Raw genomic sequence first — 24,017 nt, 5'->3', positions numbered from 1 at the left:
TTTGGAAAACTATGTCGACAATTGTAATTTTATGGTTCTATTTTGCGTTATTTGCCCCGCAGCCTGCCAAGTTCCGAGACTAGGGCCTCGACTTCGCTGATGCTGAACTTGTCTTTGCTGGCAACTACATCATAAATGTCCTTGATATCCTCATAGTAGTCTATTTTGAAATGGGATGCCTGCATAGCGGCTCCGGACGCCATCCGCAGCTTGGTTTTTACCGTTTCTATCATATACTCAACATTTTCTTGCGTCGGTTCGTTCAAGTCTCTCATTGCTACTCTCCTCCCGGAAGACCATAATGGCTGTACGTATTGTATCATGAGATAAGAATGACCGCTACAGCGTTTGATGCATCGGCCGGATTTAGATACAATTAGAGAACCGGTATCTGCCGCGGTATCCGACAAGCTTGGCGGCAGATCATAATCAGGAAAAACCGGGTAAAGCAAGGAAAGGTAAGGTGTGGCTTTCGTGGTCAAGCGTGCCAAATTACGTAAGACTTTCAATGAGGAACAGCCGCACAGGGACAAGGTCGACATTCGGGGAGCAGCCGAGTTTTTTGCGGACATCGCAAAGCGGCATCCCGTACGCAGCCAGATGGTTTTTGTCTGTATTGGAACAGACCGCTCAACAGGCGACTCCTTTGGTCCATGGGTGGGCACGATGCTGAGCGAACAAGGCTGGCCTTTTGTCATTGGAACACTGGAAAATCCCTGCGACGCCAATCACTACGAGGCGGCTGTAGCGGGCATTCCCAGCCATCGGACGGTTGTCGCGATCGATGCGTGTCTAGGGACAATGGATCCGCGATGCCATTATTTGATCGCCCGCGGTCCTCTGCTGCCCGGCAGGGCTGCCGGAAGAAGCCTGCCTCCCATAGGGGATTACAGCCTGGGCTGCATTGTGGCTCCGATGAGTATAAAACCGTATTCGAGCCTTCAGCAGGCCTCGCTTTTTGAGGTTATGGGAATGGCCCGCGCTGTCGCGGAAGCCATCCATGCCGCCTGGAATCGGGAATCGGCGGAGAGCGGAGTTTTGACGGATTATGTCTGAATTTTTCAGATGAAGATAAATCATACAACTATATAACGGAGAGGATGGATTATCATGGCGGCTTTGTCATTAGCAAATCATTCCGCTGACCTGCCGGGAGGCGTGAAGCTGGGCTATTACGATACAGGAGAAGAAGGAAATCTCATGCCTGCTGATCCAGCTATCGTATTGCTGCACGGATTTTGCGGCAGCTCGGCCTACTGGGAGCCTATCATTCCGAAGCTTGCGGGACTAGGGCGGATTATCGCGCCTGATCTTCGGGGCCACGGAAGAAGCTCGGCTCCGGGCGGGGACATTTACCTGATGGACGACTTCGCCGGGGATCTGCACTCGCTCCTGGAACAACTGGAGATCAAACGGATCTGCCTGTTCGGACACTCTCTGGGCGGTTATATATCCTTGGCTTTTGCGGAGCGGCACGCCGAGATGCTTCAATCCTTCAGCCTGGTTCATTCTACCGCCATGGCGGATGGAGAAGCGGCAAGGCAAAACCGTAACAAGGCAGTGCAAACCATTCAAACTGATGGCATCAAAGCTTTTGCTGAGGGGCTCGTCCCCAAGCTGTTTGCTCCGAAGCATCGTGAATCCATGGCCGACCGTATTTTGCAGATGATTGAAGTGGGCGCTGCGACTTCCGCTGCGGGCGCTGCGGCTGCGGCAAGAGGGATGAAGGTGCGTGAAGACAAACGCGAATTGCTGGATCAGATGACGATCCCGTGCTTGCTGATCGCAGGCTCCGAAGACGGCGTCATTCCGACTGAAAATACTTTTACGGCTGAAGGGCCGAGTGTCTCCCAGGTTCTGCTGAACAATTCCGGTCATATGGGAATGATCGAAGAGCCGAATATGATGGGAGACCGCATCTCCGCTTTTATCCGCTTTGTATCTACGCTGTAAGCCTTAATATGAGGAGAGTGGACGGCCATGTTTCAAAGGGATTTTTTTATGCGGATGATTGAACAGATGACGGATGTCGCCAGGCAGGTGATGGGTCTGCGCAGAGAAGGCAAGCCGGAGGAAGCGCTGCTGATCATCGACGATATGCTCGACAAGCAGTTTCGGCTCAACGGCAGGCTGATCCGCTCCTTATCGGATTCGGATCTGCTCCGCATCATGACGACCAACGGGGTTGTAGAGACGGCGAACCTGCATGCTATTGCTCTATTGATGAAGGAAGAAGCGGCTATATACGACGAACAGGGGCTTCCGGAGAAGAGCTATCCCGTAAGGCTCAAAGCGCTGCAGCTCTTTATGCGCCTGTCGCTGCTGGATTCGCCTCCGATGCCGCGGACGCCTTCTGAAGAAGCGTTGGAGCTTCTTCCCAAGCTTGACGCCTACGAATTGCCGGAGGAAACGAAAGCGCTGATATATGAGTGGCATGATGCGGACAAACGATATGATCAGGCGGAGAACATGATGTATGAGCTGCTGGAGGATGGCGCTTTGTCTGCGGAGGAAGCTTTGTCTTTCTATCAAAGACTGCTGCTGCTTCCGGATGAGCTGCTTGAGGCAGGCGGATTGCCGCGTGACGAGGTAAAGGATGGACAAAGATCGGTCATGAATCGAGAAGTTGGTTTAGGAGCTGAATAGAAAGTCATGGATAATTGGCAGGAAGATCTGGTCAAATGGATAGAAAGCGGAGAGCTGCTACAGGCTTCATACAGCCAGCTGCGCCGCAAGGACGGGACTGCTCCGCAGAAGACGACAGTGCGTCCCATTGAACTGAAAGGCGCGCTTTTTTATCAGTTTGAATATCACTTTCCTTCCAAGGTCACGCATGATAATGTGCCCCGGGAGGAAGCTGCGAAGCGGATGGGCGAGTGGCTGGAGCAGCATTACCGCCAGGCGCTGTTCAAGACCGCCGGAGCCGATGTTCAAGTGCTGTTCAACAAGAAGGGCAAAGCGGCGAAGCTGGTCAAGCCCCCGACGGCCAAGGCCGGTCAGGAACGGATGGACCATAACCGGACCAAGCAGCGGGTTGTCCGGGAGGGAGATGCGGCGCCTTTCCTCGTGGAGCTGGGCATCATGACCCGGGATGGGCAGGTTATTCCGAAGAAGCAGGACAAGTTCCGTCAAATCAACCGGTTTTTGGAGATGGTGAGCGATGTTTTGCCGTCTTTGCCTGCGGATAGAGAGATCAAAATCGTTGATTTTGGCTGCGGCAAATCCTATTTGACGTTCGCCCTCTACCACTTGCTGGCGATCCGGCAGCAGCGCCGGATTTCGGTGGTGGGGCTGGATTTGAAAGAGGATGTAATCGCCTTCTGCTCCGGGCTTGCGCACAAGCTCGGGTATGACCGGCTGCATTTTCAGGTTGGCGATATCGCGGAGTATAACGACCAGTCGGCGGTTGATATGGTGGTTACCCTGCATGCCTGCGATACGGCTACCGATGCGGCGCTTGTCAAGGCCGTGGAATGGGGAGCCTCAGTTATTCTCAGCGTCCCATGCTGCCAGCATGAGCTGTTCAAACAGGTGAAGAATGATGCCCTGGCCCCTTTGTTGTCCCATGGCTTGCTGAAGGAACGGTTCACAGCGCTTGCCACAGATGCCGTTCGTGCCCAGCTATTGGAGGTTCTGGGATACAAGGTGCAGATGCTGGAATTCATCGATCCGGAGCATACGCCCAAAAACATGCTGATTCGTGCCGCTGCAGGTCCCAAAACGGATTCTGCGAAGAAGTGGCGCGAATATGAAACATTCCGGGACATGCTCCAGCTGTCACCCTACCTGGAGAGGGCGCTATTGCCCCGGATTTATAAGGAACTGGAGACATAAACAGACTCTCATCGTACAGGGGCACTAATTTATTGTCGTATAAATGTAGATTATGGTAGAATGGGAGAGCGTGGCAGGTCCCGGGCCATTTTTCATAATAATCTTATGATTGGGTGAATAATAGTGGGACTGATGACATGGCTTGATTTTGTTTTTTTTGTCGTGCTTTTCATCTTATTTGTCTATGTAATCGCCAACAACGTTATCACTCAACTGCATAGAGTATATTTGTTTTTCCACTTCTCCATGATGATTTGGCCGCTTGGCCAAATCGCAGTCCACACGACAGACAACCCTCATCTTCAGCTCATATGCATCAATGTCTCGTTTGTCGGCTTGTCCATGCTAGGCTTTGGATGGCTGCTCTTCACCAAATATTTGACGAATCACGGATTCGCGCCCAGACCCTACGTGCTTCTGATGATGCTGCTTCCGTCTGTATTTGTAGTGGTCGGGATTATCTGGAATCCAAATGACTGGTTCATTGCTGCCGTTGACGGACGTTATGACGACCGGCAGTACGGCTTGATATTCTGGTTGATGATCGTTATGCTGATTTCCTATTTTATGTACTCGATGAAGCTATTGACCCGTGCTTACCAATCAGACGCGCCGCCATCGGACCGTGCGCAGATTGCAAATGCCCTGACCGGTATTGGGGTTTTTGTCTGCTTTACCCTGCTCGATCTGCTGCTCAATGTTGTGCTTGCAAAATGGCTTCCCGTTATCCCGGGCTTAACGTCGCTCGGAATTGTAATTGCGGACATTTATTTTGTATTCTCCATTCAAAAGCACCGTATGTTCGATATCGTGAATATCGCTCAAAAAGATGTTGCCGATACGCTGTCTGTCGGTATTATTGTGCTGGACGAGCAGAATGTTGTGATTGATCTCAACAGCGTGGTGAGTCCCGTTTTCCAGCTTTCAGTCGGTACAAGGCTCGATATGGACAAGCTTCTGCAGTCAGTGGAAGACCGTGAGAAGACCGAAGCTTTTCTGGAGATGTACCGTCTGCATCCTGAAGAGCGCGTTCATACCGAGATTGAAGTGCCGGAGGAAGGCAGAATGGCCTATATTGCCTTACATGTCGCCCCTATTGTTGTTAAACAGCAAATCATTGGAAGAGTGATCACGCTGCAGGACCATACAGAGCTGAGAAGGCTTATTGAAGAAACCAGCCGTCAGAATGAAGCGCTGCAGGAGAGAAACCGCGCGCTGCTTCTTATGCAGGATGAATTGTACCAGGCCAACCGGAAGCTGGAGCAAATGGCCATTATCGATGGCTTGACGGGCTGCTACAACCGGAGATATCTGATGCAGCAGCTGGAGCATGAGGTCATGGTCAACATGCGCTATCAGATTCCTTATGCGATCCTGTTGTTTGATATCGATCTGTTCAAGACGATCAACGACGCATACGGTCATATGGTCGGCGATGATGTTCTCAAGTTGACGGCGGACGTGGTGCGCAGTACGCTCAGACAAACGGATATTTTCGCCCGCTACGGCGGGGAGGAGTTCACGGTCTACTTGCCCCACACCACCAGGCAGCAGGCGGAAGAGCTGGCGCACCGCGTACGGTCGGTTGTTGAGCATAACTTTGTCGATACCGGAGTCGGGAACGCTCCTGTTTCCATTACAATCAGTATAGGCATGCTTGCCGTTGAGCCGCAGCCGGATACTGAATTGAAGGATAGCAAGTCTTATCTGCGCGAGCTGTTCGTCAAGGTGGACAAGGCGCTTTACGAAGCGAAGGAGAACGGCCGCAACCGGATTGTTCAGTATTAGACAAGGCAGGCAGCCGTATGTGCTGTGAAGGGCGTTTTTGCTGCAGGGCGGTCGTGCTGACACACTGTGCGAATGGTCTGCCGGCATGTCGGGCGAGGTGGTGCCAATCTAGACAAACGCAGCGGCATATGCCGCTTTTACCCTTCCGGCAGCAGGCATGCTTTCTGGGCTCAAAGCATGGCCGCCTGATGAGCCGTGGACGAATTTATAATGATTTGTCCTGATTCAGATGATAAACTGATTGAAGCTGTCATTCGCCAGCTCATGAACAACTGCACAAGCTTACCCTATCGACAGGATTGAGGCTCTTTCGTCTCTGTCGGAAGCGCCAACTTTCCCGACCACGGGAGCGACTTGAATATGCTTGTGCAAATCGCAGACAACAGGATATACGCCGATAAGCAATTACACAAACTGCGTGCTGCCGAACTGGCAGCGATGCAAGCTTGATCAAATATGCAACCGGACTAAAGGCGGGAATGCTCAGATGAGAAAAGTACATATACTTTCGGCGAAGCCTGGAGATAAATTGGCTCGCCCGATCCTGCAGGAAAATGGCAACATTCTTCTGGGTGTCGGTGTCGAGCTGAATGAACGGTTTATCAATCGCCTGAAGATGCTGGGAGTCGATATGCTGTTCGTCGAAGATCCGTTTACCGAGGATCTGGAGCCGGAAACAGCGATCCGCGACGATACGCGCAGAAAAGCCCACGATGCTGTATTCAAAACCATGACCACGCTGAAGGACCATCCTATGACCAAGGGCAGAACCATTGCACCGGAGATGGGCCGGACGTTCCGGAATGTGTTTGGCCAGATCATGCAGGATCTGGTTACGCGGGCCGACGTTATGGTCAGCTTGACGAATATTCAAGTGGCGGATGGCTATCTGTTCCAGCATTCTGTGAATGTGGCAATACTGTCAGGAATAATGGGACTGGCTAAAGGCTACAACCGCAACCAGCTTGAGGAATTAGGCATGGGAGCGCTTCTGTTCGATATCGGGATGACAAGATTGCCCAAGGATCTTCTGAACAAGACCTCCCCGCTGACCCCTGAAGAGCGGGTCCTGATGGAGAAGCATACGGAGGATGGCTTCAATATTATCCGCGCCCAGCACGATATTTCCCTGTTGTCCGCGCATTGTGCTTTTCAGCATCACGAGCGGTACAATGGATCGGGTTACCCGCGTGGGCTGAAGGGGGATGCCATTCATGAATATGCGCAGATTGTGGCATTGGCCGATGTTTATGATGCGTTAACCTCGCCGAGGCCGCACCGCAAGCGTCATACGCCGACGGAAGCCATCGAGTTTTTATTCGCGGCCGGGAACACTTTCTTCGATCTTGATTTGATCCAAACCTTTTGCAAGCATATATCCATTTATCCGGTATCGACAACGGTACTGCTCAGCTCGGGTCAGATTGCGGTTGTGGCTCTGAATAATCCGCTTGCGGTCAACCGCCCGATCGTACGGATACTTCGCGAGTCGGACGGTACACCTCCTGCCCAGCCCTATCAGATTGACCTTAAGGATTCGCACAGTATCATGATCGTGGAAGAAATGTAAGAATAGCCTGTACCTAACTTCATATATATCCGATAATGGCAAACTTGCCGAAAGGCAAGGACGCAAAGCTAAAGGGTCTAAGGTTCTTGAAAAGGAGCGACTGACAGCCTGGCTGCCGAAATGAACACCCTTCAGCAGGGTGCAAGTCAAGCGGCTCCGAGGCAGAGGAACGGCTTTTTTCATTTCCTTGAACAGGCAATCCCTTATCAAACTCTCAAGACTCGGCCAGGCGATTGCACACTAAGGAGATGGTACTTATGAGCACGAATGCCCGCAGCAAGGAATTATACACGAAAGCAAAGCAAACTTACTCAGATAAGGTATTAATCCACAGCCGGACCGTAGTCGAGAAAGAAGGATATGTCTCAACGGGGATCCTGAGCCATATTGAAGGCGAGATGATGGAGATTGAAATGACGGAATACAAGTCATTTGATCTCGGTAATCCGGTGGAGATGACAATCTACTCTCCGGTGGGGATACAACGTCTGCAGTCGACGGTCATCGGCAAGGCGGAAGGATCTATCGCAGTTATATTTCCTGTCCGGGCCTTGAGCGGACTGGAAGAGAAACGGGAGTCGCCCCGTGTTCAGATTGACCATAAGGGCACCATGAAGAAAACAATTATTGAAACAAGAGAATTGTCAACAGGGCCGGAAAACTTCGAATTTATTGAAGATATGGAACTGGCCATACGAAATATAAGCTTATCCGGGCTGGGATTCATTGTTGCCGAGGGGCCGAGGCTAAAGACGAATGAGCGTCTGGAAGCCGTGTTGTCTCTAGGTTTTGAGCTGCCATGCTGGCTGGAGATCATACGCTATGACAGCGATGGAGCCCAATCCTTCTATGGTGCTCGCTTTTGCGATCTGGACGGGCTGCAGCAGCGAGCGCTGCGGGCCTTTATCCTGAGGGAGCAGGTCGCAGCCTATTATCGCAGGAAACAAGAAAAGGCCAGTGACAATCGGACTCATTAACTATAAACAACAGGTGCGCCGCGGCAATCGTGGAGCGCCTGTTTTTTTGTTCAAAGATAAGAAAATAAACTCTTCTTGCTGCTTCAGGCAGCAGCTCCATGTCACCTGATTTTCAAATCATCCTCAAACATGTTACAATATTTAGAAAATTTAGATATATCGGACAATTATAAAGAGAAATAGAAGAGGGGATTCAAATGCCAGTCGTTGTTGGTGCTGCCGGGCTGATGTTTACCGGGCTGCTGATTTGGTCCGCATACCGGAATGGAATGTTTTTTGACGCATCCTTTTACAGGTGGGAATGGATGCTTATGGCTTCAACCGTTTTATCCTTGTGTATTACGACTCGAATGCAGAGACGAATGACAAGGGGCAGCAGCAGCGGGATCTGTGAATATTTCATGGTGAAAAAAAATAAAGGGCCTGGAGAAGAGCCTGTGCGGGCCTCGGTGCCGCTGGCGGCTTATACGCCGCTGCTTATTGCGCTTTTGTTTGGATTGAGTCTAATCAACAAACCGGCTTCCGTACATGGAACTCTGGAGCAGTTGCTCAGATGGTCGGCTTATGGGGCATTCCTCATATCCGGGTATCTGTGGCTGAGAATCGGCCCTTTCCGGAGCTGGCTGTTCATGGCGCTTCAGGGTTCAGGCTTGTTCCTCATTGGCGGCGCGCTTGCCGGATGGCTCGGCTGGATAGACGTTCCGGAGATGATCCTGAGTACAGGGGATTCCAGTTTATCCGCAGTCGGTGCCCGGCTGGCCGGCTTCGTTCAGTATCCGAATTTCCTCGGAGCCGTCTCGGGAGCTTATTTGCTGTGGAACTGGCTTCTCATGATACGTGCAGGCAGTTATCGGACTTTCTTGCTTGCCGTCATGATGGCCGCGCCGCTGATGCTCGTGCTGCTGCTTACGGAATCCAGGGCAGCCTGGCTTACAACGGCTGTGGGATGGCTTGCCGGACTGCTGCTCCTGACCCGGGAGCAGCGGGTCAAATGGCTGGTTTACAGCGGCTGGACGCTTGTTGGAGCGGGGGCAGCCTATCGTATTGTTTTTGCCGCAGGTCTGCAAGGCAGTCATGAAGGCGTTGGCCACATGGGGGAGACGCTTGGGCTGCTTGCCATCCTGATGGCATCTGCAGCGGGCTTCACCGCACTTCGTACGGTATTTGCCGGCCTGTCCAGAAGACAGCTTGAGATTGCCGCGTGGGCCGGGTTGGGGGCAGCCTGTCTGATTATGGCGCTTCTCCTGCCGGCAGTGATTCAAGGCCGGATCAGCAGCGGTCATTTTCAAACCGCAGGCGCGCGTACGATGTTCTACAAGGATGCATGGAGCCTATTTCTGGAGGCGCCTCTCCTTGGTCAGGGCGGGGATACCTGGCGGATGCTGTTTACCCAAATCCAAACCTACCCGTATATTGGCAACGAAGTGCACAGCGGTTATTTGGATCTGCTGCTTGATCTTGGAATTGTCGGATTACTCGTATTTGCTTTCATGATGTACGGGCTGCTGCGGATAGTTTGGAGGCATGATCGGGCAGGAATCCTCCCTGTCGGCCTACTGATGGTTCATGCCGCCGTCGATTTTGACATGTCCTTCGGTTACTATTGGCTGCTTCTGTTTAGCTGGCTCGTCTACTACAGTCCGTACCCGGGGGCCGCGCAGAGGGGGCAATCGTTATTTGCTTCTCCACGCTCCGGACAGCTTCCGCCAAGATCGGTCTCCCTCGGCAAAAGGGCAGCAGCGAAGCGGCAGGCTGGATTCCAATTCACAGCAGCCCTGCTGACCGCTGCCGTCTTTGCTTTTGCTTCCGCGTATAGCTGGCAGTTTGACAAGGCTGTGGCGTATCGCGAGGCGGCTGCTTCGGCCGCAGGGAATGAGCAGACTGCGCTGCTGGAACGGGCTTTGGCAGCCAATCCCTATTGGAGCCGGATTCGTGTAGAGCTCTCGCAGCTCGTACCGCCGCTTACCGGCGCAAGACAGCTGGAGGCCGGCCTGCGCTATGAACCGCAGTCCGTACCGCTGCTCAGCGCCCTTGGTCTTTGCCATGCCAGGCTGGGGAACGTGAAACAAGCAGCAGCCTATCTGCGCCTGGCCCTGCAATATGATCATTACGATCGGGATAACCAGACAGGGGCGATTATGACGATGGCCCGATTGGCCCGGGATAAGCAGGCCGGGGGCCAGCTTGACGATTCCCGCCTTGCCGCAGCTACAGCCCTGGCTTTCTTCGAGGCTTTTGAATCCCAAGGAGCCGCAGCCAGACGGGGAGGGCGGGATTTCGAAGTCACTGCGGAATCGCGGAAGGCAGCGGAAGATACACGGCTGCTGCTAAGCGAGCTCGCCCGGGCCAGAACCGCTGCACAGACGAAGATGAGCAGTCCGCAGACAGAAAAGATAAACGCGTGATAGAGGCGCTTTAGCCCATTCCCTTAAGCTGCTGCAGCATACGCTGGAGTAAGAACTTGATGGGAGTGATCGGCAAATGGCCGCAGTATACGTCAAACCGAAAATGAAAAGACCGGGCAAGGGGAAAATCGTACGCTTGGCAAAGCCCAAAGGTCTGGCTCAAGCAACAGGACCAATCTTCAACCGGCTGACGGTTGTCTGGGTTCAGGGCAGCGGCGTGCCTTTCAATACGACCGGATTCTTTGCGCGATTGATCCGCAACAACCGGATTGTTTCCACAGCAGCCTTCGACCGCTTTGGGGTCGTTCGATTCAATAACATCAACACGCTGACAAATGTGAGCTACACGCTTCAAGTGTTTAGTCCGATCGGGCTGCTGTTCCGCGTCCGCACGATTCCCGCCCGGGTTGAAACCTTTGCCGTTATTGGCTAAGGTCCGGCCGTGCGCAGCAAAGAGGCTGCCCCAAGTCTTCCGAAGACTCCAGGGCAGCTTCTTTTTTTGCAGAATTTAATTTAGACAGATGTTTACGATGTTCCTCGAAAGCTATCGCCTTTGCTCAAAAGATCATACAGCAGCCGCCTGATCTGCAGCATAATACGAGAAGCTCAGCCGCCGAAGGCATCGCGGAAAGCGGCTTTCAGCTTAGCAGGGGGAATCTCCCACAGCTCCGCGATTTCGGCGCTGACGTTGTCGTCCCACCAGTCGGCGAGGATCTTCCGGTTGCTGGCATTCTCGTGAATCCAGGGCAGATTCAGCGCGACTTTTTTGAAATAGATCTTTTCCGCTTGCTCGATGCGTTCCTTGGATATCCAGACGCCGAGTCTTTTGACTGTGCGATACAGCTCATTCTCGCAGGCGCGCCTGATTTTGCGGGCGGTCGGATAACCCGCCTGGTTGCCCGGGGTAGACGATTTCATCGAATAATCGACTCCTCTCTACCCCCTATATATGCATGCCCGGTATGACCTGTCACACGCCATTATTGAATGACGATATAGCCAACCATCGGACCCCCGTGCACCAAGGTGGTGTGTGTGAGGCATATAATCGGATAAGTGCCCTTGGCTTCCGCGGCGAAACGGACCACCGTCGTTTTTCCTTGTGTAACCTCGCCTTTAATGCCAAGCCCTTCGATGACAAAAGGATGCGAGGCGCCGTTGATACCGGTGATGCGCAGCTCAACGTGATCGCCTTTATTCACGATAATAGTGCCGGGATCCCAGCGGTATACTTCTATTTTCTTGCCTTCACCCGTTGTGGACTCAAACTCTCCTGTTACCAGTTCAAAGACCCGGGGCTCCGGCTGCGCGGCCAAAGCGGCTCTGGATTGATTCCATTTGAGACAAGCTGCCGCGATAAAGAGGACGAGCAGCAGAACGGCGAACAGACGGATCTGCTTTTTGCTGACCACATAAATCTTGGACATATGAAACATTCACCCCCTTTAATTCGTGTAATAGGATTACAGCTAGTCTATGCCAGGGCTTGTCAGAGCATGACTCAGGGCGCTGGAGGCATGTCTGGAAGTATGCTAGAATACCGATAGAAAGATAATTGGCCTGTCAAATCGGGACGATAGGAGACGAGGAATGGACTGGATTCACAACTTCATTGATTCAATGCTTCAATGGATTCAAGGTTTAGGTTATTTTGGTATCGTCATTGGTCTTGCAATTGAAGTTATTCCGAGTGAAATTGTGCTTGCTTACGGCGGTTATTTGGTTTCGGATGCTGGCGGACATCAGATTACGTTTCTTGGGGCCGTTATTTTTGGCGTCATCGGCGCTATTGTGCAGCAGTGGATTCTGTATGCGATTGGCCGGTACGCCGGACGTCCTTTCTTCGAGAAATACGGCAAATACATAAAAATCAAACCCAAGCATCTGGATACCGCGGAAGGGTGGTTTAACAAATACGGGTCCGGAATTGTGTTCACCGCAAGATTCGTCCCCATTATGCGTCAAGCTATCTCCATTCCGGCGGGAATGGCGAGGATGAATTTCTGGCTGTTTACGCTGCTGACGGCACTTGCTTCGATTCCATGGTCGCTTCTGTTTGTTTATCTGGGCTGGAAGCTGGGCGACCAGTGGGAGAACATTGATGAGAAAGCAGCCCCTTATGTCCAGCCGGCACTTCTGATTGCCCTTGCGGTCCTGGTTATTTATGTGATGGTTAAGGTGCTGAAAGGACGCGGCAAGTCCGTTTAGTTTGTAGTTTGGCATGCCGGTTTGGTATAATTAGGCTGCTGGTTAAGAAAGCGGATTAATGTGTTGGCCGTGTATCACTAAAAACTCAGCTTATGCTTTCAATGTGAGTTTTTAGCTCGCAAGAAGTGAATTCAAGCCGGTTCACTAAAAACTCTTTGGGAGGTTTTTCATCATGGCTAAAAGTGTAGCAAGCAAGCTCAATACGGGGATCAGTCCGCAGCAGTTCATCGATTCAATGGAGAAGAACAAAGAGGCCTTTCTGGATTGGGGCAGCAGGTTTCAATGGGCGGGCGACGAAGACCGGGAGTTTTTTGAATCGCTGAACAACCGTGATGATTTGCGCTGCCTGATCCTGATGGCAGACTGGTGCGGCGATGTGGTCCGCAACGTCCCCGTTGTGTTCAAGGCTCTTGAGAACTCCGGAATCCCGGTCGAAGTGCTCGTGATGGAACAGAATCTGGATACGATGGATGAGTTTCTGACCATGGGCGGCCGCTCCATTCCTGTTGTTATTTTTGCCGATACCGGCGGCCATGTGCTTGGTCAGTGGGGACCGCGTCCAGCTCATGTGCAGGAAGCAATGATTGCGTTCAAACAGGCGAATACGGACCGGGACGCTGCTGATTATCAGGCGAATCTGAGCCTTGCCCGCCAGGAGATGGGCCGCCGCTACGGTGAAGGCACAGGGTACCAACAAACAATCGTACAAGAGCTGCGCCAGCTTCTCGCTTCTTTCTAAGATGCTGAAGATTGAGACTTTTACGCTTGGTCCCTTGCAGACAAACGCTTACCTGATTACAGAGGAGACCGGCAAACGCGGCATTATAATAGATCCTGGCATGAACCCGCAGCGGCTGCTCACGCGCATCAAGGACCTGACAATCGAAGCGATCGTGTTGACGCACGCGCATTTCGACCATATGGGCGGCGTCGATGCGGTGCGCAAGGCAGCCGGCTGCCCGGTATATCTGCATGATCTGGAAGCGGACTGGCTGACGGATGCCCGCAAGAACGGCTCCGAGCGCTGGTCCGATGTCACTCCGCCGCTTGTCACCGATCCGGCTGAGTACGCGCTGGCGCAGGGGCAGAAGCTGGAGTTGATCAGCCATACGTTTCTGGTCATGCACACGCCCGGACACTCGCCTGGAAGCGTCAGCCTGCTGTGCGGGGAGCATCTGATCAGCGGCGATGTGCTCTTCCGCAAATCAGTGGGACGAACAGACCTGCCGGGTGGCCGCGAGAGGGATTTGTACGATTCCATCCGCGGCAAATTGTATAAGCTTGATCCGAATGTGCGCGTCTATCCCGGTCACGGAGAGCGGACGACAATCGGATATGAAATGGAAAATAACCCTTACGTGCCGGCCTAGAGCCGCGCAGTAAGGGTTATGCCCTGTTATAAAGGATGGAGGAAGTGTAAAGTGGCAGAAGCAAAGCAGTATGCAAGTCAGCAGGAATTGGAGCAGGAGCCGGGCGCCAGGGTGGAGCTGACCAAAGAAGAGCAGGCGGCCGAGCAGGAACGGATTCTGAAACGGATTACCGCAGAGCTCAGCCTGCCGGGCAGCAAGGTGAAGGCGGCTGTGAATTTGCTGGATGAAGGCAATACGATTCCCTTTATTGCCCGCTACCGCAAGGAAATGACCGGTGAGCTGGATGAGACGGAGCTGCGCTCCATCGAGGAGAAGCTGCAGTATATGCGCAACCTTGAGGTGCGCAAGCGCGAGGTAATCCGGCTGATCGACGAGCAGGGGAAGTTAACGGATGAGCTGCGGAGCGCCATTGTGGCGTCCGTCAAGCTGCAGGAGATCGAGGATTTGTACCGGCCGTACCGGCAAAAGCGCAAGACCCGCGCAAGCGTCGCCAAGGAGCGCGGACTCGAGCCGCTTGCCGTCTGGCTGCTGTCACAGCCGCGCCAGGGGGATCCAAGCCGCGAAGCTGAGCGTTATGTTAATGCCGAGAAGGGCGTATCGACCCCGGAGGAGGCTCTTCAGGGAGCGATGGATATTATCGCGGAGCAGCTTGCCGACGATGCCAAAATCCGTGCATGGGTGCGCAGGTTCACTTTTGACAACGGTGTAGTGCGAACGGAAGCGAAGGATACTTCGCAGGAGACGGTTTATGAAATGTATTATGCCTATCAGGAGCCCTTGAAGCGGCTTCCTCCGCATCGCACGCTTGCCATCAACCGGGCGGAGCGCGAGGATGTGCTGCGCGTGTCGCTGGACGTGCCGGCGGAGAGGATTATTGATTATATCGACCGTCAAACCATCCGCGGCGGGACAATCCCTGCAATTGGCAGTTTGCTTCTGCAAACGATTCAGGATGCTTATAAAAGGCTGATTGCGCCATCGATCGAGCGTGAAGTCCGCGGCGAATTAACGGAGAAGGCGGAGGAGCATGCGATCCAGATTTTCTCCACCAATCTGCGCAATTTGCTGCTGCAGCCTCCTGTACGGGGAAATGTCGTGCTTGGCGTCGACCCTGCTTTCCGGACAGGCTGCAAGCTTGCGGTTGTGGATGAGACCGGCAAGCTGCTCGAAGTGGCCGTTGCCTATCCGACCGCCCCGCACAACAAGGTAGCGGAGGCGGAGAAGCTGATCGGGGGATTGATCGATACCTACAAGGTCGAGCTTATCGTCATCGGCAACGGGACGGCTTCCCGCGAGACCGAGCAGTTCATAGCGGGATTGATCGGCAAGCGCAAGGAAGCCGGCAGAGACAAGGAACTGGAGTTGAAATACATAATCGTCAATGAAGCGGGCGCAAGCGTATATTCGGCGTCCAAGCTGGCTGCTTCCGAGTTTCCGGATCTCGATGTGGCGGAGCGCAGCGCGGTGTCGATTGCCAGACGTCTTCAGGACCCGCTGGCCGAGCTTGTGAAAATTGAGCCCAAGGCCATCGGAGTCGGGCAGTATCAGCATGATGTGAGCCAGAAGCGGCTCGAGGAGACGCTCGGGGGCGTGGTGGAATCCGCGGTCAACCATGTCGGCGTCGATGTGAACACCGCCTCGCCTTCGCTGCTGTCCTACGTGGCCGGGATCAATGCCACTACAGCGAAGAATATCGTCAAATTCCGCGAGGAAAAAGGAAAATTCAGCGACCGCAAGACACTGCAGAGCGTTCCGCGGCTGGGCGCCAAAACCTACGAGCAGTGCATCGGCTTTATCCGGGTGCCCGAGAGCGCCAATCTGCTTGACCGTACCCCGATTCATCCCGAATCGTACGCGGTTGTCGACAAATTATGCCGGACGCTTGGTCTGAAGCTTGAGGATTTGGGCTCCGACGCGTTTAAAGCGTCTTTAAAGGCCATTGAGACTGAGGGGGTAGCTCAAACCCTGGGAGTAGGCGTTCCGACGCTCAGAGACATTGTAGACAGCCTCTTGAGACCCGGAAGAGACCCCAGGGAAGAGCTTCCCGCTCCGATTTTCCATACTGACGTTCTGAGCATCGAGGATTTGCATCCGGGAATGGAACTGCACGGAACCGTTCGGAATGTTATCGACTTTGGAGCCTTCGTCGATATCGGGATCAAGAACGACGGGCTCGTCCATATTTCGCAGCTTAGCCACAAATTCGTGAAGCATCCCATGGATGTCGTATCCGTCGGCGATACGGTCACCGTGTGGGTCATCGGTGTTGATCAGAAAAAAGGCCGCGTAAGCCTGACCATGCGCAAGCCGGACTAGCTCAAGGCGGCAATAGAAAGGGTGTTATCTTCAAGCAGTCACGAGTCACTGCCGGAAGATAACACCCTTTTTTCATGGATAACAGTGGCTACGAAAGCTGTTTCATCCTGTTCTAGAGCATGGCTGCTGCTTGCATATACCCGGCCGCTTTCTTCACAATAATGCTATACATCTGTCGCCATATCGTTTGCCGTATTGTCATCCGGCTGCTGCTTGGTCCGGTAGAAATACCAGCAATCGTTAAGCAGACGGATCTGCCGTCTGTCCTTCTTCACGAAAGCACGCATCAATTGGTTGCATAACCATTGCGGCACAGTCATTCGCCCTCCTTCCAGAGCCGTCACTTGTTGTAGTAACTAGCATATGGGGGTAGGCGATTATCCGTGCAGGTCCAATCCAAACTGCATGAATACGGGAGGTTAGACGTCAGCTTCCTCCTCATACCACTGCTCCAGCTGTGCCTGCAGAGCGCGTATTTCCGTGAGGAGGGAGATCAGGGGGTAGGACTTTTCCTGGATGGAGGAAAAATCGCTCTCCAAAGCATTTATATAGTCCAGGCCGGAATGCACGGCGAGCGATTGATCGTGAAGCTCCAATTCATCGCACTCGGCAATTGCCAGCGGCAAGGCGGGAACATTGCTGGCGGTCAGCTTGTCGATTTCCTTGTGCAGGCGCAGATTTAGCGCGCTGAGCTGGTAGGCATGCGATTGCGGCATTTCCACAAACGAGACATCTTGTCCATTTTTCATTATAATATAACGCATCTGTGCCATTGAATTATGCTCTCCCCTCGAATGCAGCAGGTGAATACTACTTGACAGTGTAGCGTATTCGTCCTTTAAAATTCAAGTATGAATATGCAATAAATGTTGAAGGAGAAGAGAGTGATGGAAGATCATATACTTCAAGCATGGGTCGAGAAAATCTCCCTCCAGTATTTTCAGCTTCCGTTCCGGCACAAGGCAACGTTCAATCCGCGTCTGACATCGACCGGCGGGAGGTACTTCACCAAAACCCACCATATCGAAATCAGTCCGCATCAATTGGAGAACTACGGGACGGAAGAGACGGAGAAAATAATCAAGCATGAACTGTGCCACTATCATCTGCATTTGCTGAAGCGGGGGTACAAGCACCGGGACGCCGACTTCAAGCAGCTGCTGGTGAAGGTTGGGGGGACCCGATACTGCAAGTCGCTTCCCAGCCGTGCGGACAAGCGGGTGGAGCCGTACCGGTACAAGCTGATCTGCCGCAGCTGCGGCATGGAATATTTGCGGAAAAGGAAAGTGGACCCCCGGAAATATGCCTGTGGAAAATGCAGGGGGAATTTATTAATTTTTATGCTTGACTTCAAAATTGAATCATGATACATTATTTCTTGTCACCAAAAACACTTTCCCTGATAGCTCAGTTGGTAGAGCACTCGACTGTTAATCGAGTTGTCACAGGTTCGAGTCCTGTTCGGGGAGCCATTTCTTTTCTGGAGAGATACCCAAGTGGCTCAAGGGGACCCTCTGCTAAGGGGTTAGACTGCGCAAGTGGTGCGAGGGTTCGAATCCCTCTCTCTCCGCCATATTTTATGAAGACAAGCATGGGCCGTAAGCCGGTCCTTTTTGTTTGCCTCAAGGCGAAATCGGCTGAAAGTCAGTTGTAAATTCTTTAAAAAAAGTACTTGCAAGCGGAATTGAAATTGGTTATACTAACTCTTGTCGTCTGAAAGAGGTACATCTGAGCAACATTTTATGGCCCGTTGGTCAAGCGGTTAAGACACCTCCCTTTCACGGAGGTAACAGGGGTTCGATTCCCCTACGGGTCACCATTCGAGCCATTAGCTCAGTTGGTAGAGCACCTGACTTTTAATCAGGGTGTCGAAGGTTCGAGTCCTTCATGGCTCACCATTTTATCTGATATGTTACACAATTGCATATCACTCCGCGGTCGTGGTGGAACGGCAGACACACCATCTTGAGGGGGTGGCGCTCACAAGGCGTGCGGGTTCAAATCCCGCCGACCGCACCAACCTTAAAATCCTTGAATCCCTTGATACATAAGGGGTTTTTATTTTTTTTGTCTATTGTGTGAAGTTTGTTTATATGGCGGTACCTGTTCTTCGAAGTGCAGTGGCATTTCATTACAGTCTAATTTGGTATTTCTCATTCTCGTAACAGATAGTGATTCGTGATTCTCCATCAAGCAAGAGATTAAGTGTGGCGTCTAATTGAGGATTATAAATCTGGTGTATCGTGAAATCATCATATTTATTGAGGAAACGATACAGGAATGTTGCATAATGTTCATGGTTATAGGTATTGCTATCGTGCGCGTTAGCTCAATGAAGGGCTGCCCAAGCGGCAGCCCTTCCAGTATTAAGGTATAGTATGCGTTAGGGCAATTAAGACTCATTTCGATCTTTATCAAATATGACGACTTCGGTGAACGTACCTGCCGTTCTATTCTCGTTTAACCAGTCAGGTTCAAAATAGAGCCGGAACTTCTCGTTATACTCAACAAGTGAGTCGTCCACGAGCGGAACTTGAATATTTTTCACCGTTTCTCCGTCACCAAAAATCAACTGTCCCCTTGTTTTAATATAATCGCTGCCGGAACCTGGGCTGCTTCCATCCGTTGCGGAAACGGGAGCGGTGGTATAATTGACGCTGATCCGACCTTTGACGGAACCGCTGCGGATAACGGAGACCATTGCGATCCCGGACTCTTCGATGGCATAGTTCATTGTGGATTTAAACTCAAAGTGAACGGAATCGTTGTCGTTGATATGGATCGATACAGCGTCGGGGGAAGAGATATAGGCGAATTCATGACTATCAATGGCGTCATAAGATGGGAAATCGGCGTAAATGGTTTCATCTCTTTTAGGAATTTGATCATCGGTAATCGGAACCCGAATTGTTTTTTTTGTTTCATCCCCCACAAATTTTGTATCTCCGTAAATAATTCCTGTACTTTCGCTACGAAAGATATATTTGACTATTACGCCACCTTTGGGGTGATCCCGCAGGACGTCCACAAAAGCATAGCCATCATCCTCATTAAATTCTAGCGTGTTGGTGGCAAAAGAAATCCCGTTCGTTTTCGGATCGTCGTTCTGTATCGATATTGTAAGTTGACTGGATCCAAAGGCTGCGCCGCCCGTCAGCCCGCTCAGTGTCAAAACAAAAAGTCTATCGCCATCATATCGGTCATTGTCGATAATTGGTATGTCAATTCTCTTCCATGACTCTCCATCCTCAAATACAAATGTGCCACTTACGGGTTTATAATCAACATTTGTCTGGGCGCTATGCGTCCCATAACCTGACGTTTTATAATTAACGGTCACTTTTCCTCGCGTTCCTCCCTTGCGCTGGACGATTAGGCTGGCATAACCTGCAGATTCTTGCAACGTAAGCTCGCCTGCTAAAATCCTTTCAAATGTCAGCTTCCCGGGACCATACGGTATTCCATCATCATCCAGCACTTCCACATCCACACTGGTAAACTTTCCGAATGAGGCTCCTTCGATATAGTTGGTCGCGAAATAAACCTTTAGCATGCGATTTCCTTGGGCAGCGGAGTCGTCTTGAAACGGAAACGTGATCGTCTTCGATGTCTCTCCTGGGGCAAACGACAACCATTTTCCGCCTCCGTTCGCATAATAGAACGCTCTAGCCGTACCGAATCCGTTCGTTCGGACTATCTTCAAGTTAACCTTGGCGTCCGACTCCTTAACGGCAATATAGTTGGTTTCAAACGATATTGTGCTCTGACCTTCGGCATGAATGGTACTCTGAGAAATTGGTACAATATATGCAGCAGTGAGTAAGAGAACTAACAGAAAGGCTATTTTTCTCCTCCGTGTTTCGATGAACAGTACAGCTCCCATTTCAATCTCTCCCTCGTTATTATTTAACTACCCTATGTAAAAAAATAAGCCTTTTAGACAGCATGTAAATCATTTGTTTCCATTCACCGTCCTCCTCCGACAATTATTTGATACACTTTGTATCTTAATAGAACTTACAGATATTACCTAGTACTGTCAAGGGCAGTTTAGACTATGTGACTATCTGACTCGTATCATTTTGTAGTAGTGAAGATGTACCTAGAAAGGCCGGACCTCACGAAAAGAACGTATGCTAAGCGATTCGTTGCATGGAAAAAAACGGACCTTCTACAAGGGAAGCCGGTTTTCTTGATCACATTAGAGTACAGTTCATTAAACGATTGTTTTTCCCTGACAGCCTGATTGGAAGCTTCTGCCGAGCCGCACCCAATCGAGTCTTTCAAATCCCTCGTGCTTATATGCTATCACTCTCCAATAGGTACGGGCGGGCGACAAGGTCATCTTGTATGTGACAGGCAAGGAAGTTGCTGCTACATTAAACATGCTAATTGGATGACGAGAGAAAATGGAAAAAAGGCCCGCATTGCGGGCCTATTCCGGGATTATTTGCTAGTCAGGAACGTGATCGGAGGTTAACGTTCCGAAGCTTTAATTAGTAGCCGAATCCGCAACCGCGGGTGATAATGACCAGCAAAATAAAGAGCACGAGTATGAATCCAATTCCTGCGCCAAATCCGCCATAGCCAACACCGCCAACTAAACCAGACATTCTGAAGCACCTCCTTGTGTTTTGGGTACTCTGTAAGTTATGCATGCCTGCCCTACGGCGATTGTGTGTTTGTTACGGAATGGTATTGGCCTAATGATGATTGGTCCGATACATGATCTGGATTAATGGTGTTTAAAAAGCGAAGAAGCAGGAGGCTGATATCAGCTACCCCTGCTTCTTTCTGCACACAGGCAATCCCGTTATTTCTTGCTGTCATATGCATGCTGATAGATTTCAAGATAACGGGTCAGATTCAGGCCGTCAAAGCCCTTCACGTAGCTGTCCCATTCGGAATCGTTCAATTTTCTGGCGCCCGTTATGAATTGAGCCATATTCGAGCGCACGTAATCATTGATTTGCGTGCGCTGCTGAATCGCTTCCTTCGCATCGTCGGACTCCATGAAGATGGTCAGCGGAAACGTTTCCTCCGGCTGCTTGTTCTCGTAGTTGTTCGCCGTCTCGAGATACAGGCGATACTCATAGCCTACCTGGGAGAACGGATCTTCCGGGATGGCCCATGATTCACGGATTTCACGCGTCCTTCGGGTGATGCCCATTTGATCCCATATATCGTTCAGTGTCGTCCCGATATTCCAGTATTCCGGCTTAAGGCTGTACTTGGCCTGGTTGCCGTGCACATCCTTCTGGCCTTCCTTGGCTGCCTCCCAGTACGTTCCTTCCAATCCGTATTCATTGGTAATCGCATGCTCTTCGGAGTACAGGTAATCCGCCAGTTTGATGGCTGCAATGGCCTCCTTCTCCGAAGCCTTGTTCGTAATGGCGAACTGGCCGTTGCCGTATGCCTTGTAATATCCGGCATAAGCGATGCCGCCCGGCCCCTTCAGAGGAGGGACGGATACATATTCTTTATGACGGTCTTGTCCTTCTGCCAGGCTGAAATACATGCCGATATGTCCGGCCGTGACGCTGCCGCTCACGTTGTCGCCTTGTTTGTTGCCTACCTGCGCCATCTGGTCGATATTTTGCGTGAAAGCTTCCTTATCGATCAAACCCTCGCTGAATAGTTTATTCACATACTCCAGTCCCTGCCGCCATTCCGGCTGATTCGCGGCTAATTGGACCTTGCCGTCCTTGATGAAGAAGAAATCCTCATCATTATCATAGATGAAAGAGTTCATCAGGAAGTTGGATGGAATGCCATGCCAGGAATTAAACGAACCGGATAACGGTATTTCGTCCTGCTTACCGTTGCCGTTCGGATCCTTTTCCTTGAAGGCCTTTAATACCTCGAAATATTCATCGGTCGTCGTTGGCATTTCAAGACTCAGTTTGTCGAGCCAACTCTTGTTGATCCATAATTTTTGGGCATACCAGCAGTGGAAGCAGTCGTTAATATGAGGCAGGGCGTAGATGTTTCCATCCGGGGCTGTGATGGCTGCCTTCAAGTCCGCATCCTCCTCGAACGCCTTCTTGATCTCATTTCCGTATTTCTCAATCAAATCGTTCAGGGGCATCAGGATGCCCTGCTTGCCGTAGTCGATCTGCTCGGCTTGCGTGAAATCGCCGGAGAGAAAAACGGCCGGATAATCGCCGCTGGCCATAATCAATTTCTTCTTATCTTTTGCATTCGCCTGAGGAGTGGCATCGAACTTGAATTTGATGTTCAGCTTATCCTCAATAAAGGTCGTCACGGTGTTTGTACTGACGTCTTCGATACGGGGCGGGACTGTAATAAAGGTATTCAACGTAACGGGGGGTTCGCTGTTTCCATCCTGAGCCGGTGAATTCGTTCCCGTGCCGGCTCCGTTATTGTCCCCGGCATCATTCCCGCCGCTGCAGGCGGATAAAAGCATGAAAATGACGAGAGTCAGAGCTAACACGACCGAACCTGTTTTTTTTCTCAAGCAGACTCCTCCTTAAAGGTTTTGTGAAGCATAGCTTCCTTGTCTTAACTCCGCAGCAAAACTGGCTTTGGAAGCCTATGCTTCGTTTGACGAAGCACAGTCTTCCAATCAAAGACGGCATCACCTCCCGGAAAATCGAAATTATTATGGAACACTTCCGGTTTCGATCAGCCTTTCAGCGAGCCGATCATTATGCCCTGGACGAAATATTTTTGCACGAACGGATAGAGAATCAGTATGGGCAGCGTGGCGACAACAATGAGCGAGAATTTCAATAGATCCCGCAAGCCCTGCATAGCGGCCATTTGGTTCGCGTCCACCATCATGCTCGCGTCAATCGAATTCAGGATGAGGATGTTGCGCAGGATGATCTGCAAGGGAAACAGGTTCTGCGATTTCAGGAAGATCAGCGCATCGAAATAAGCGTTCCAATGCCCTACCGCATACATCAGAACCAGCACAGCCAGAATCGGCTTGGACAACGGCAGTACAATCCGCCACAGAAAGCCCAGATCGCTTGCGCCGTCCAGTTCGGCAGCCTCTCCGAGCTCTTTGGGAATGGTCGACTGGAAGAAGGTGCGGGCGATAATGACCTGCCACACGGCCAGAGCGCCGGGAAGCAGCATGGCCCATCTGGTGTCCAGAATCCCCACCATTTTGACGGTCAGGTAATAAGGAATCAATCCGCCGCTGAACATCATGGTTATGACCAGAATGACCATGATCGGACTGCGCCCGAAGAAGGTGCTCTTGGACAGCGGATAAGCCAGCATCACGGTCATGGTTACATTGATCAGCACGCCGAAGAACGTATAAAAGAGCGAATTGGCATAGCCTGTCAGCACCTGCGGGTTGGAAAAGATCGCCTTGTACCCTGCAAGGCTCGGTTCTACCGGGAGCAGCCAGACCCGTCCGCTGATGACGGCCTGCGGCGAGCTGAAGGAAGAGCTTAGAATATAGATGAGCGGATAAAGCACGATGATAAGAATGAATAACAGAAAAGCATAAACGATGAACAGAAATATTTTGTCGCCTGCCGATTCCTTGATAGCTGCAGATTTGTTCATAGCC

General features: G+C 51.5%; 23 protein-coding genes, 5 tRNA genes and 1 riboswitch. Of the genes, 19 read left to right on the top strand and 9 right to left on the bottom strand.

Features of this window, described 5'->3' with window-relative positions; all coding sequences use genetic code 11:
- Positions 1–47: 47 nt before the first annotated feature.
- Positions 48–275 (bottom strand): DUF1128 domain-containing protein, encoded by a 228-nt coding sequence (locus ACFOLF_RS10455; RefSeq protein WP_210038298.1) that lies wholly within the window; start codon positions 273–275, stop codon positions 48–50.
- A gap of 190 nt (positions 276–465) precedes the next feature.
- Here ACFOLF_RS10455 and yyaC point away from each other — a divergent pair, with 190 nt between their 5' ends.
- The 9 genes from yyaC (at position 466) to ACFOLF_RS10410 (ending at position 11,007) form a co-directional block, all read left to right on the top strand.
- Complete coding sequence (gene yyaC / locus ACFOLF_RS10450; RefSeq protein ID WP_379113937.1) at positions 466–1,056, top strand: spore protease YyaC; 591 nt, start codon at positions 466–468, stop codon at positions 1,054–1,056.
- Between the two features lie 54 nt (positions 1,057–1,110).
- The gene (locus tag ACFOLF_RS10445; protein WP_210038299.1) at positions 1,111–1,953 is read left to right on the top strand and encodes an alpha/beta fold hydrolase; all 843 of its coding nucleotides are present in this window, start codon (positions 1,111–1,113) and stop codon (positions 1,951–1,953) included.
- A 27-nt stretch (positions 1,954–1,980) separates the two neighbouring features.
- Positions 1,981–2,646, top strand: a complete 666-nt coding sequence (locus tag ACFOLF_RS10440) for a DUF6483 family protein (protein ID WP_210038300.1) — start codon at positions 1,981–1,983, stop codon at positions 2,644–2,646.
- Positions 2,647–2,652: 6 nt separating this feature from the next.
- The gene (locus ACFOLF_RS10435; RefSeq protein WP_210038301.1) at positions 2,653–3,834 is read left to right on the top strand and encodes a class I SAM-dependent methyltransferase; all 1,182 of its coding nucleotides are present in this window, start codon (positions 2,653–2,655) and stop codon (positions 3,832–3,834) included.
- 132 nt (positions 3,835–3,966) lie between these two features.
- Positions 3,967–5,622: a histidine kinase N-terminal 7TM domain-containing diguanylate cyclase gene (locus tag ACFOLF_RS10430; protein WP_379114089.1), complete on the top strand. Its 1,656-nt coding sequence runs from the start codon at positions 3,967–3,969 to the stop codon at positions 5,620–5,622.
- A 487-nt stretch (positions 5,623–6,109) separates the two neighbouring features.
- Positions 6,110–7,192, top strand: coding sequence for an HD-GYP domain-containing protein (locus tag ACFOLF_RS10425; protein WP_210038303.1), 1,083 nt, complete (start codon positions 6,110–6,112; stop codon positions 7,190–7,192).
- Positions 7,193–7,219: 27 nt separating this feature from the next.
- Positions 7,220–7,312: riboswitch (cyclic di-GMP riboswitch) on the top strand.
- A 137-nt stretch (positions 7,313–7,449) separates the two neighbouring features.
- The gene (locus ACFOLF_RS10420) at positions 7,450–8,169 is read left to right on the top strand and encodes a PilZ domain-containing protein (protein ID WP_210038304.1); all 720 of its coding nucleotides are present in this window, start codon (positions 7,450–7,452) and stop codon (positions 8,167–8,169) included.
- Between the two features lie 197 nt (positions 8,170–8,366).
- Complete coding sequence (locus ACFOLF_RS10415) at positions 8,367–10,574, top strand: O-antigen ligase family protein (RefSeq protein ID WP_210038305.1); 2,208 nt, start codon at positions 8,367–8,369, stop codon at positions 10,572–10,574.
- Positions 10,575–10,650: 76 nt separating this feature from the next.
- A complete protein-coding gene (locus tag ACFOLF_RS10410; protein ID WP_210038306.1) occupies positions 10,651–11,007 on the top strand; it encodes a hypothetical protein in 357 nt (118 codons plus the stop codon).
- A 173-nt stretch (positions 11,008–11,180) separates the two neighbouring features.
- Here the strand turns inward: ACFOLF_RS10410 and ACFOLF_RS10405 are convergent, their stop codons facing one another.
- On the bottom strand, positions 11,181–11,492 hold the full coding sequence (locus ACFOLF_RS10405) for a dehydrogenase (protein ID WP_210038307.1): 312 nt from the start codon (positions 11,490–11,492) through the stop codon (positions 11,181–11,183).
- Positions 11,493–11,554: 62 nt separating this feature from the next.
- Positions 11,555–12,001 carry a cupredoxin domain-containing protein gene (locus ACFOLF_RS10400; protein WP_210038308.1) on the bottom strand — a complete coding sequence of 149 codons (447 nt, stop codon included), beginning with the start codon at positions 11,999–12,001 and terminating at the stop codon, positions 11,555–11,557.
- 163 nt (positions 12,002–12,164) lie between these two features.
- On the opposite strand from ACFOLF_RS10400, the gene ACFOLF_RS10395 reads away from it, so the two are divergent.
- The 4 genes from ACFOLF_RS10395 (at position 12,165) to ACFOLF_RS10380 (ending at position 16,468) form a co-directional block, all read left to right on the top strand.
- Positions 12,165–12,782 (top strand): DedA family protein, encoded by a 618-nt coding sequence (locus tag ACFOLF_RS10395; protein WP_210038309.1) that lies wholly within the window; start codon positions 12,165–12,167, stop codon positions 12,780–12,782.
- A gap of 172 nt (positions 12,783–12,954) precedes the next feature.
- A complete protein-coding gene (locus ACFOLF_RS10390) occupies positions 12,955–13,521 on the top strand; it encodes a thioredoxin family protein (RefSeq protein WP_210038310.1) in 567 nt (188 codons plus the stop codon).
- Position 13,522: 1 nt separating this feature from the next.
- A complete protein-coding gene (locus ACFOLF_RS10385) occupies positions 13,523–14,152 on the top strand; it encodes an MBL fold metallo-hydrolase (RefSeq protein ID WP_210038548.1) in 630 nt (209 codons plus the stop codon).
- Positions 14,153–14,263: 111 nt separating this feature from the next.
- On the top strand, positions 14,264–16,468 hold the full coding sequence (locus ACFOLF_RS10380; protein ID WP_379114091.1) for a Tex family protein: 2,205 nt from the start codon (positions 14,264–14,266) through the stop codon (positions 16,466–16,468).
- A gap of 164 nt (positions 16,469–16,632) precedes the next feature.
- Here ACFOLF_RS10380 and cmpA read toward each other — a convergent pair whose 3' ends face one another.
- Together cmpA and ACFOLF_RS10370 are read right to left on the bottom strand one after the other, a co-directional pair.
- A complete protein-coding gene (gene cmpA, locus ACFOLF_RS10375) occupies positions 16,633–16,782 on the bottom strand; it encodes a cortex morphogenetic protein CmpA (protein WP_210038312.1) in 150 nt (49 codons plus the stop codon).
- Positions 16,783–16,887: 105 nt separating this feature from the next.
- The gene (locus tag ACFOLF_RS10370; protein WP_210038313.1) at positions 16,888–17,241 is read right to left on the bottom strand and encodes a hydrolase/acyltransferase; all 354 of its coding nucleotides are present in this window, start codon (positions 17,239–17,241) and stop codon (positions 16,888–16,890) included.
- A gap of 114 nt (positions 17,242–17,355) precedes the next feature.
- Between ACFOLF_RS10370 and ACFOLF_RS10365 the strand changes: the two genes are divergently transcribed.
- From ACFOLF_RS10365 to ACFOLF_RS10340, 6 genes are all read left to right on the top strand, one after another.
- Positions 17,356–17,835 carry a SprT family protein gene (locus ACFOLF_RS10365; RefSeq protein WP_210038314.1) on the top strand — a complete coding sequence of 160 codons (480 nt, stop codon included), beginning with the start codon at positions 17,356–17,358 and terminating at the stop codon, positions 17,833–17,835.
- 29 nt (positions 17,836–17,864) lie between these two features.
- A tRNA-Asn gene (locus ACFOLF_RS10360) sits at positions 17,865–17,940 on the top strand.
- 10 nt (positions 17,941–17,950) lie between these two features.
- A tRNA-Ser gene (locus ACFOLF_RS10355) sits at positions 17,951–18,041 on the top strand.
- Positions 18,042–18,212: 171 nt separating this feature from the next.
- A tRNA-Glu gene (locus tag ACFOLF_RS10350) sits at positions 18,213–18,287 on the top strand.
- 3 nt (positions 18,288–18,290) lie between these two features.
- A tRNA-Lys gene (locus ACFOLF_RS10345) sits at positions 18,291–18,366 on the top strand.
- A gap of 36 nt (positions 18,367–18,402) precedes the next feature.
- Positions 18,403–18,487: transfer RNA gene (locus tag ACFOLF_RS10340), tRNA-Leu, on the top strand.
- A 373-nt stretch (positions 18,488–18,860) separates the two neighbouring features.
- Here ACFOLF_RS10340 and ACFOLF_RS10335 read toward each other — a convergent pair.
- The 4 genes from ACFOLF_RS10335 to ACFOLF_RS10320 all read right to left on the bottom strand — a co-directional run bounded on the left by ACFOLF_RS10335 (position 18,861) and on the right by ACFOLF_RS10320 (position 24,013).
- Positions 18,861–20,351, bottom strand: coding sequence for a Calx-beta domain-containing protein (locus ACFOLF_RS10335; protein WP_210038315.1), 1,491 nt, complete (start codon positions 20,349–20,351; stop codon positions 18,861–18,863).
- A gap of 613 nt (positions 20,352–20,964) precedes the next feature.
- Complete coding sequence (locus ACFOLF_RS10330) at positions 20,965–21,081, bottom strand: YjcZ family sporulation protein (RefSeq protein ID WP_210038316.1); 117 nt, start codon at positions 21,079–21,081, stop codon at positions 20,965–20,967.
- Between the two features lie 200 nt (positions 21,082–21,281).
- Positions 21,282–22,946 carry an extracellular solute-binding protein gene (locus ACFOLF_RS10325; RefSeq protein ID WP_210038317.1) on the bottom strand — a complete coding sequence of 555 codons (1,665 nt, stop codon included), beginning with the start codon at positions 22,944–22,946 and terminating at the stop codon, positions 21,282–21,284.
- 167 nt (positions 22,947–23,113) lie between these two features.
- A complete protein-coding gene (locus tag ACFOLF_RS10320) occupies positions 23,114–24,013 on the bottom strand; it encodes a carbohydrate ABC transporter permease (RefSeq protein WP_210038318.1) in 900 nt (299 codons plus the stop codon).
- Positions 24,014–24,017: the final 4 nt, after the last annotated feature.

This window comes from Paenibacillus sepulcri, from assembly GCF_042647105.1.
Lineage (GTDB): Bacteria > Bacillota > Bacilli > Paenibacillales > Paenibacillaceae > Paenibacillus_Z > Paenibacillus_Z sepulcri.
The sequence above is the reverse complement of the archived record's forward strand: the minus strand, read 5'-3'. Positions and strand labels throughout refer to the sequence as shown.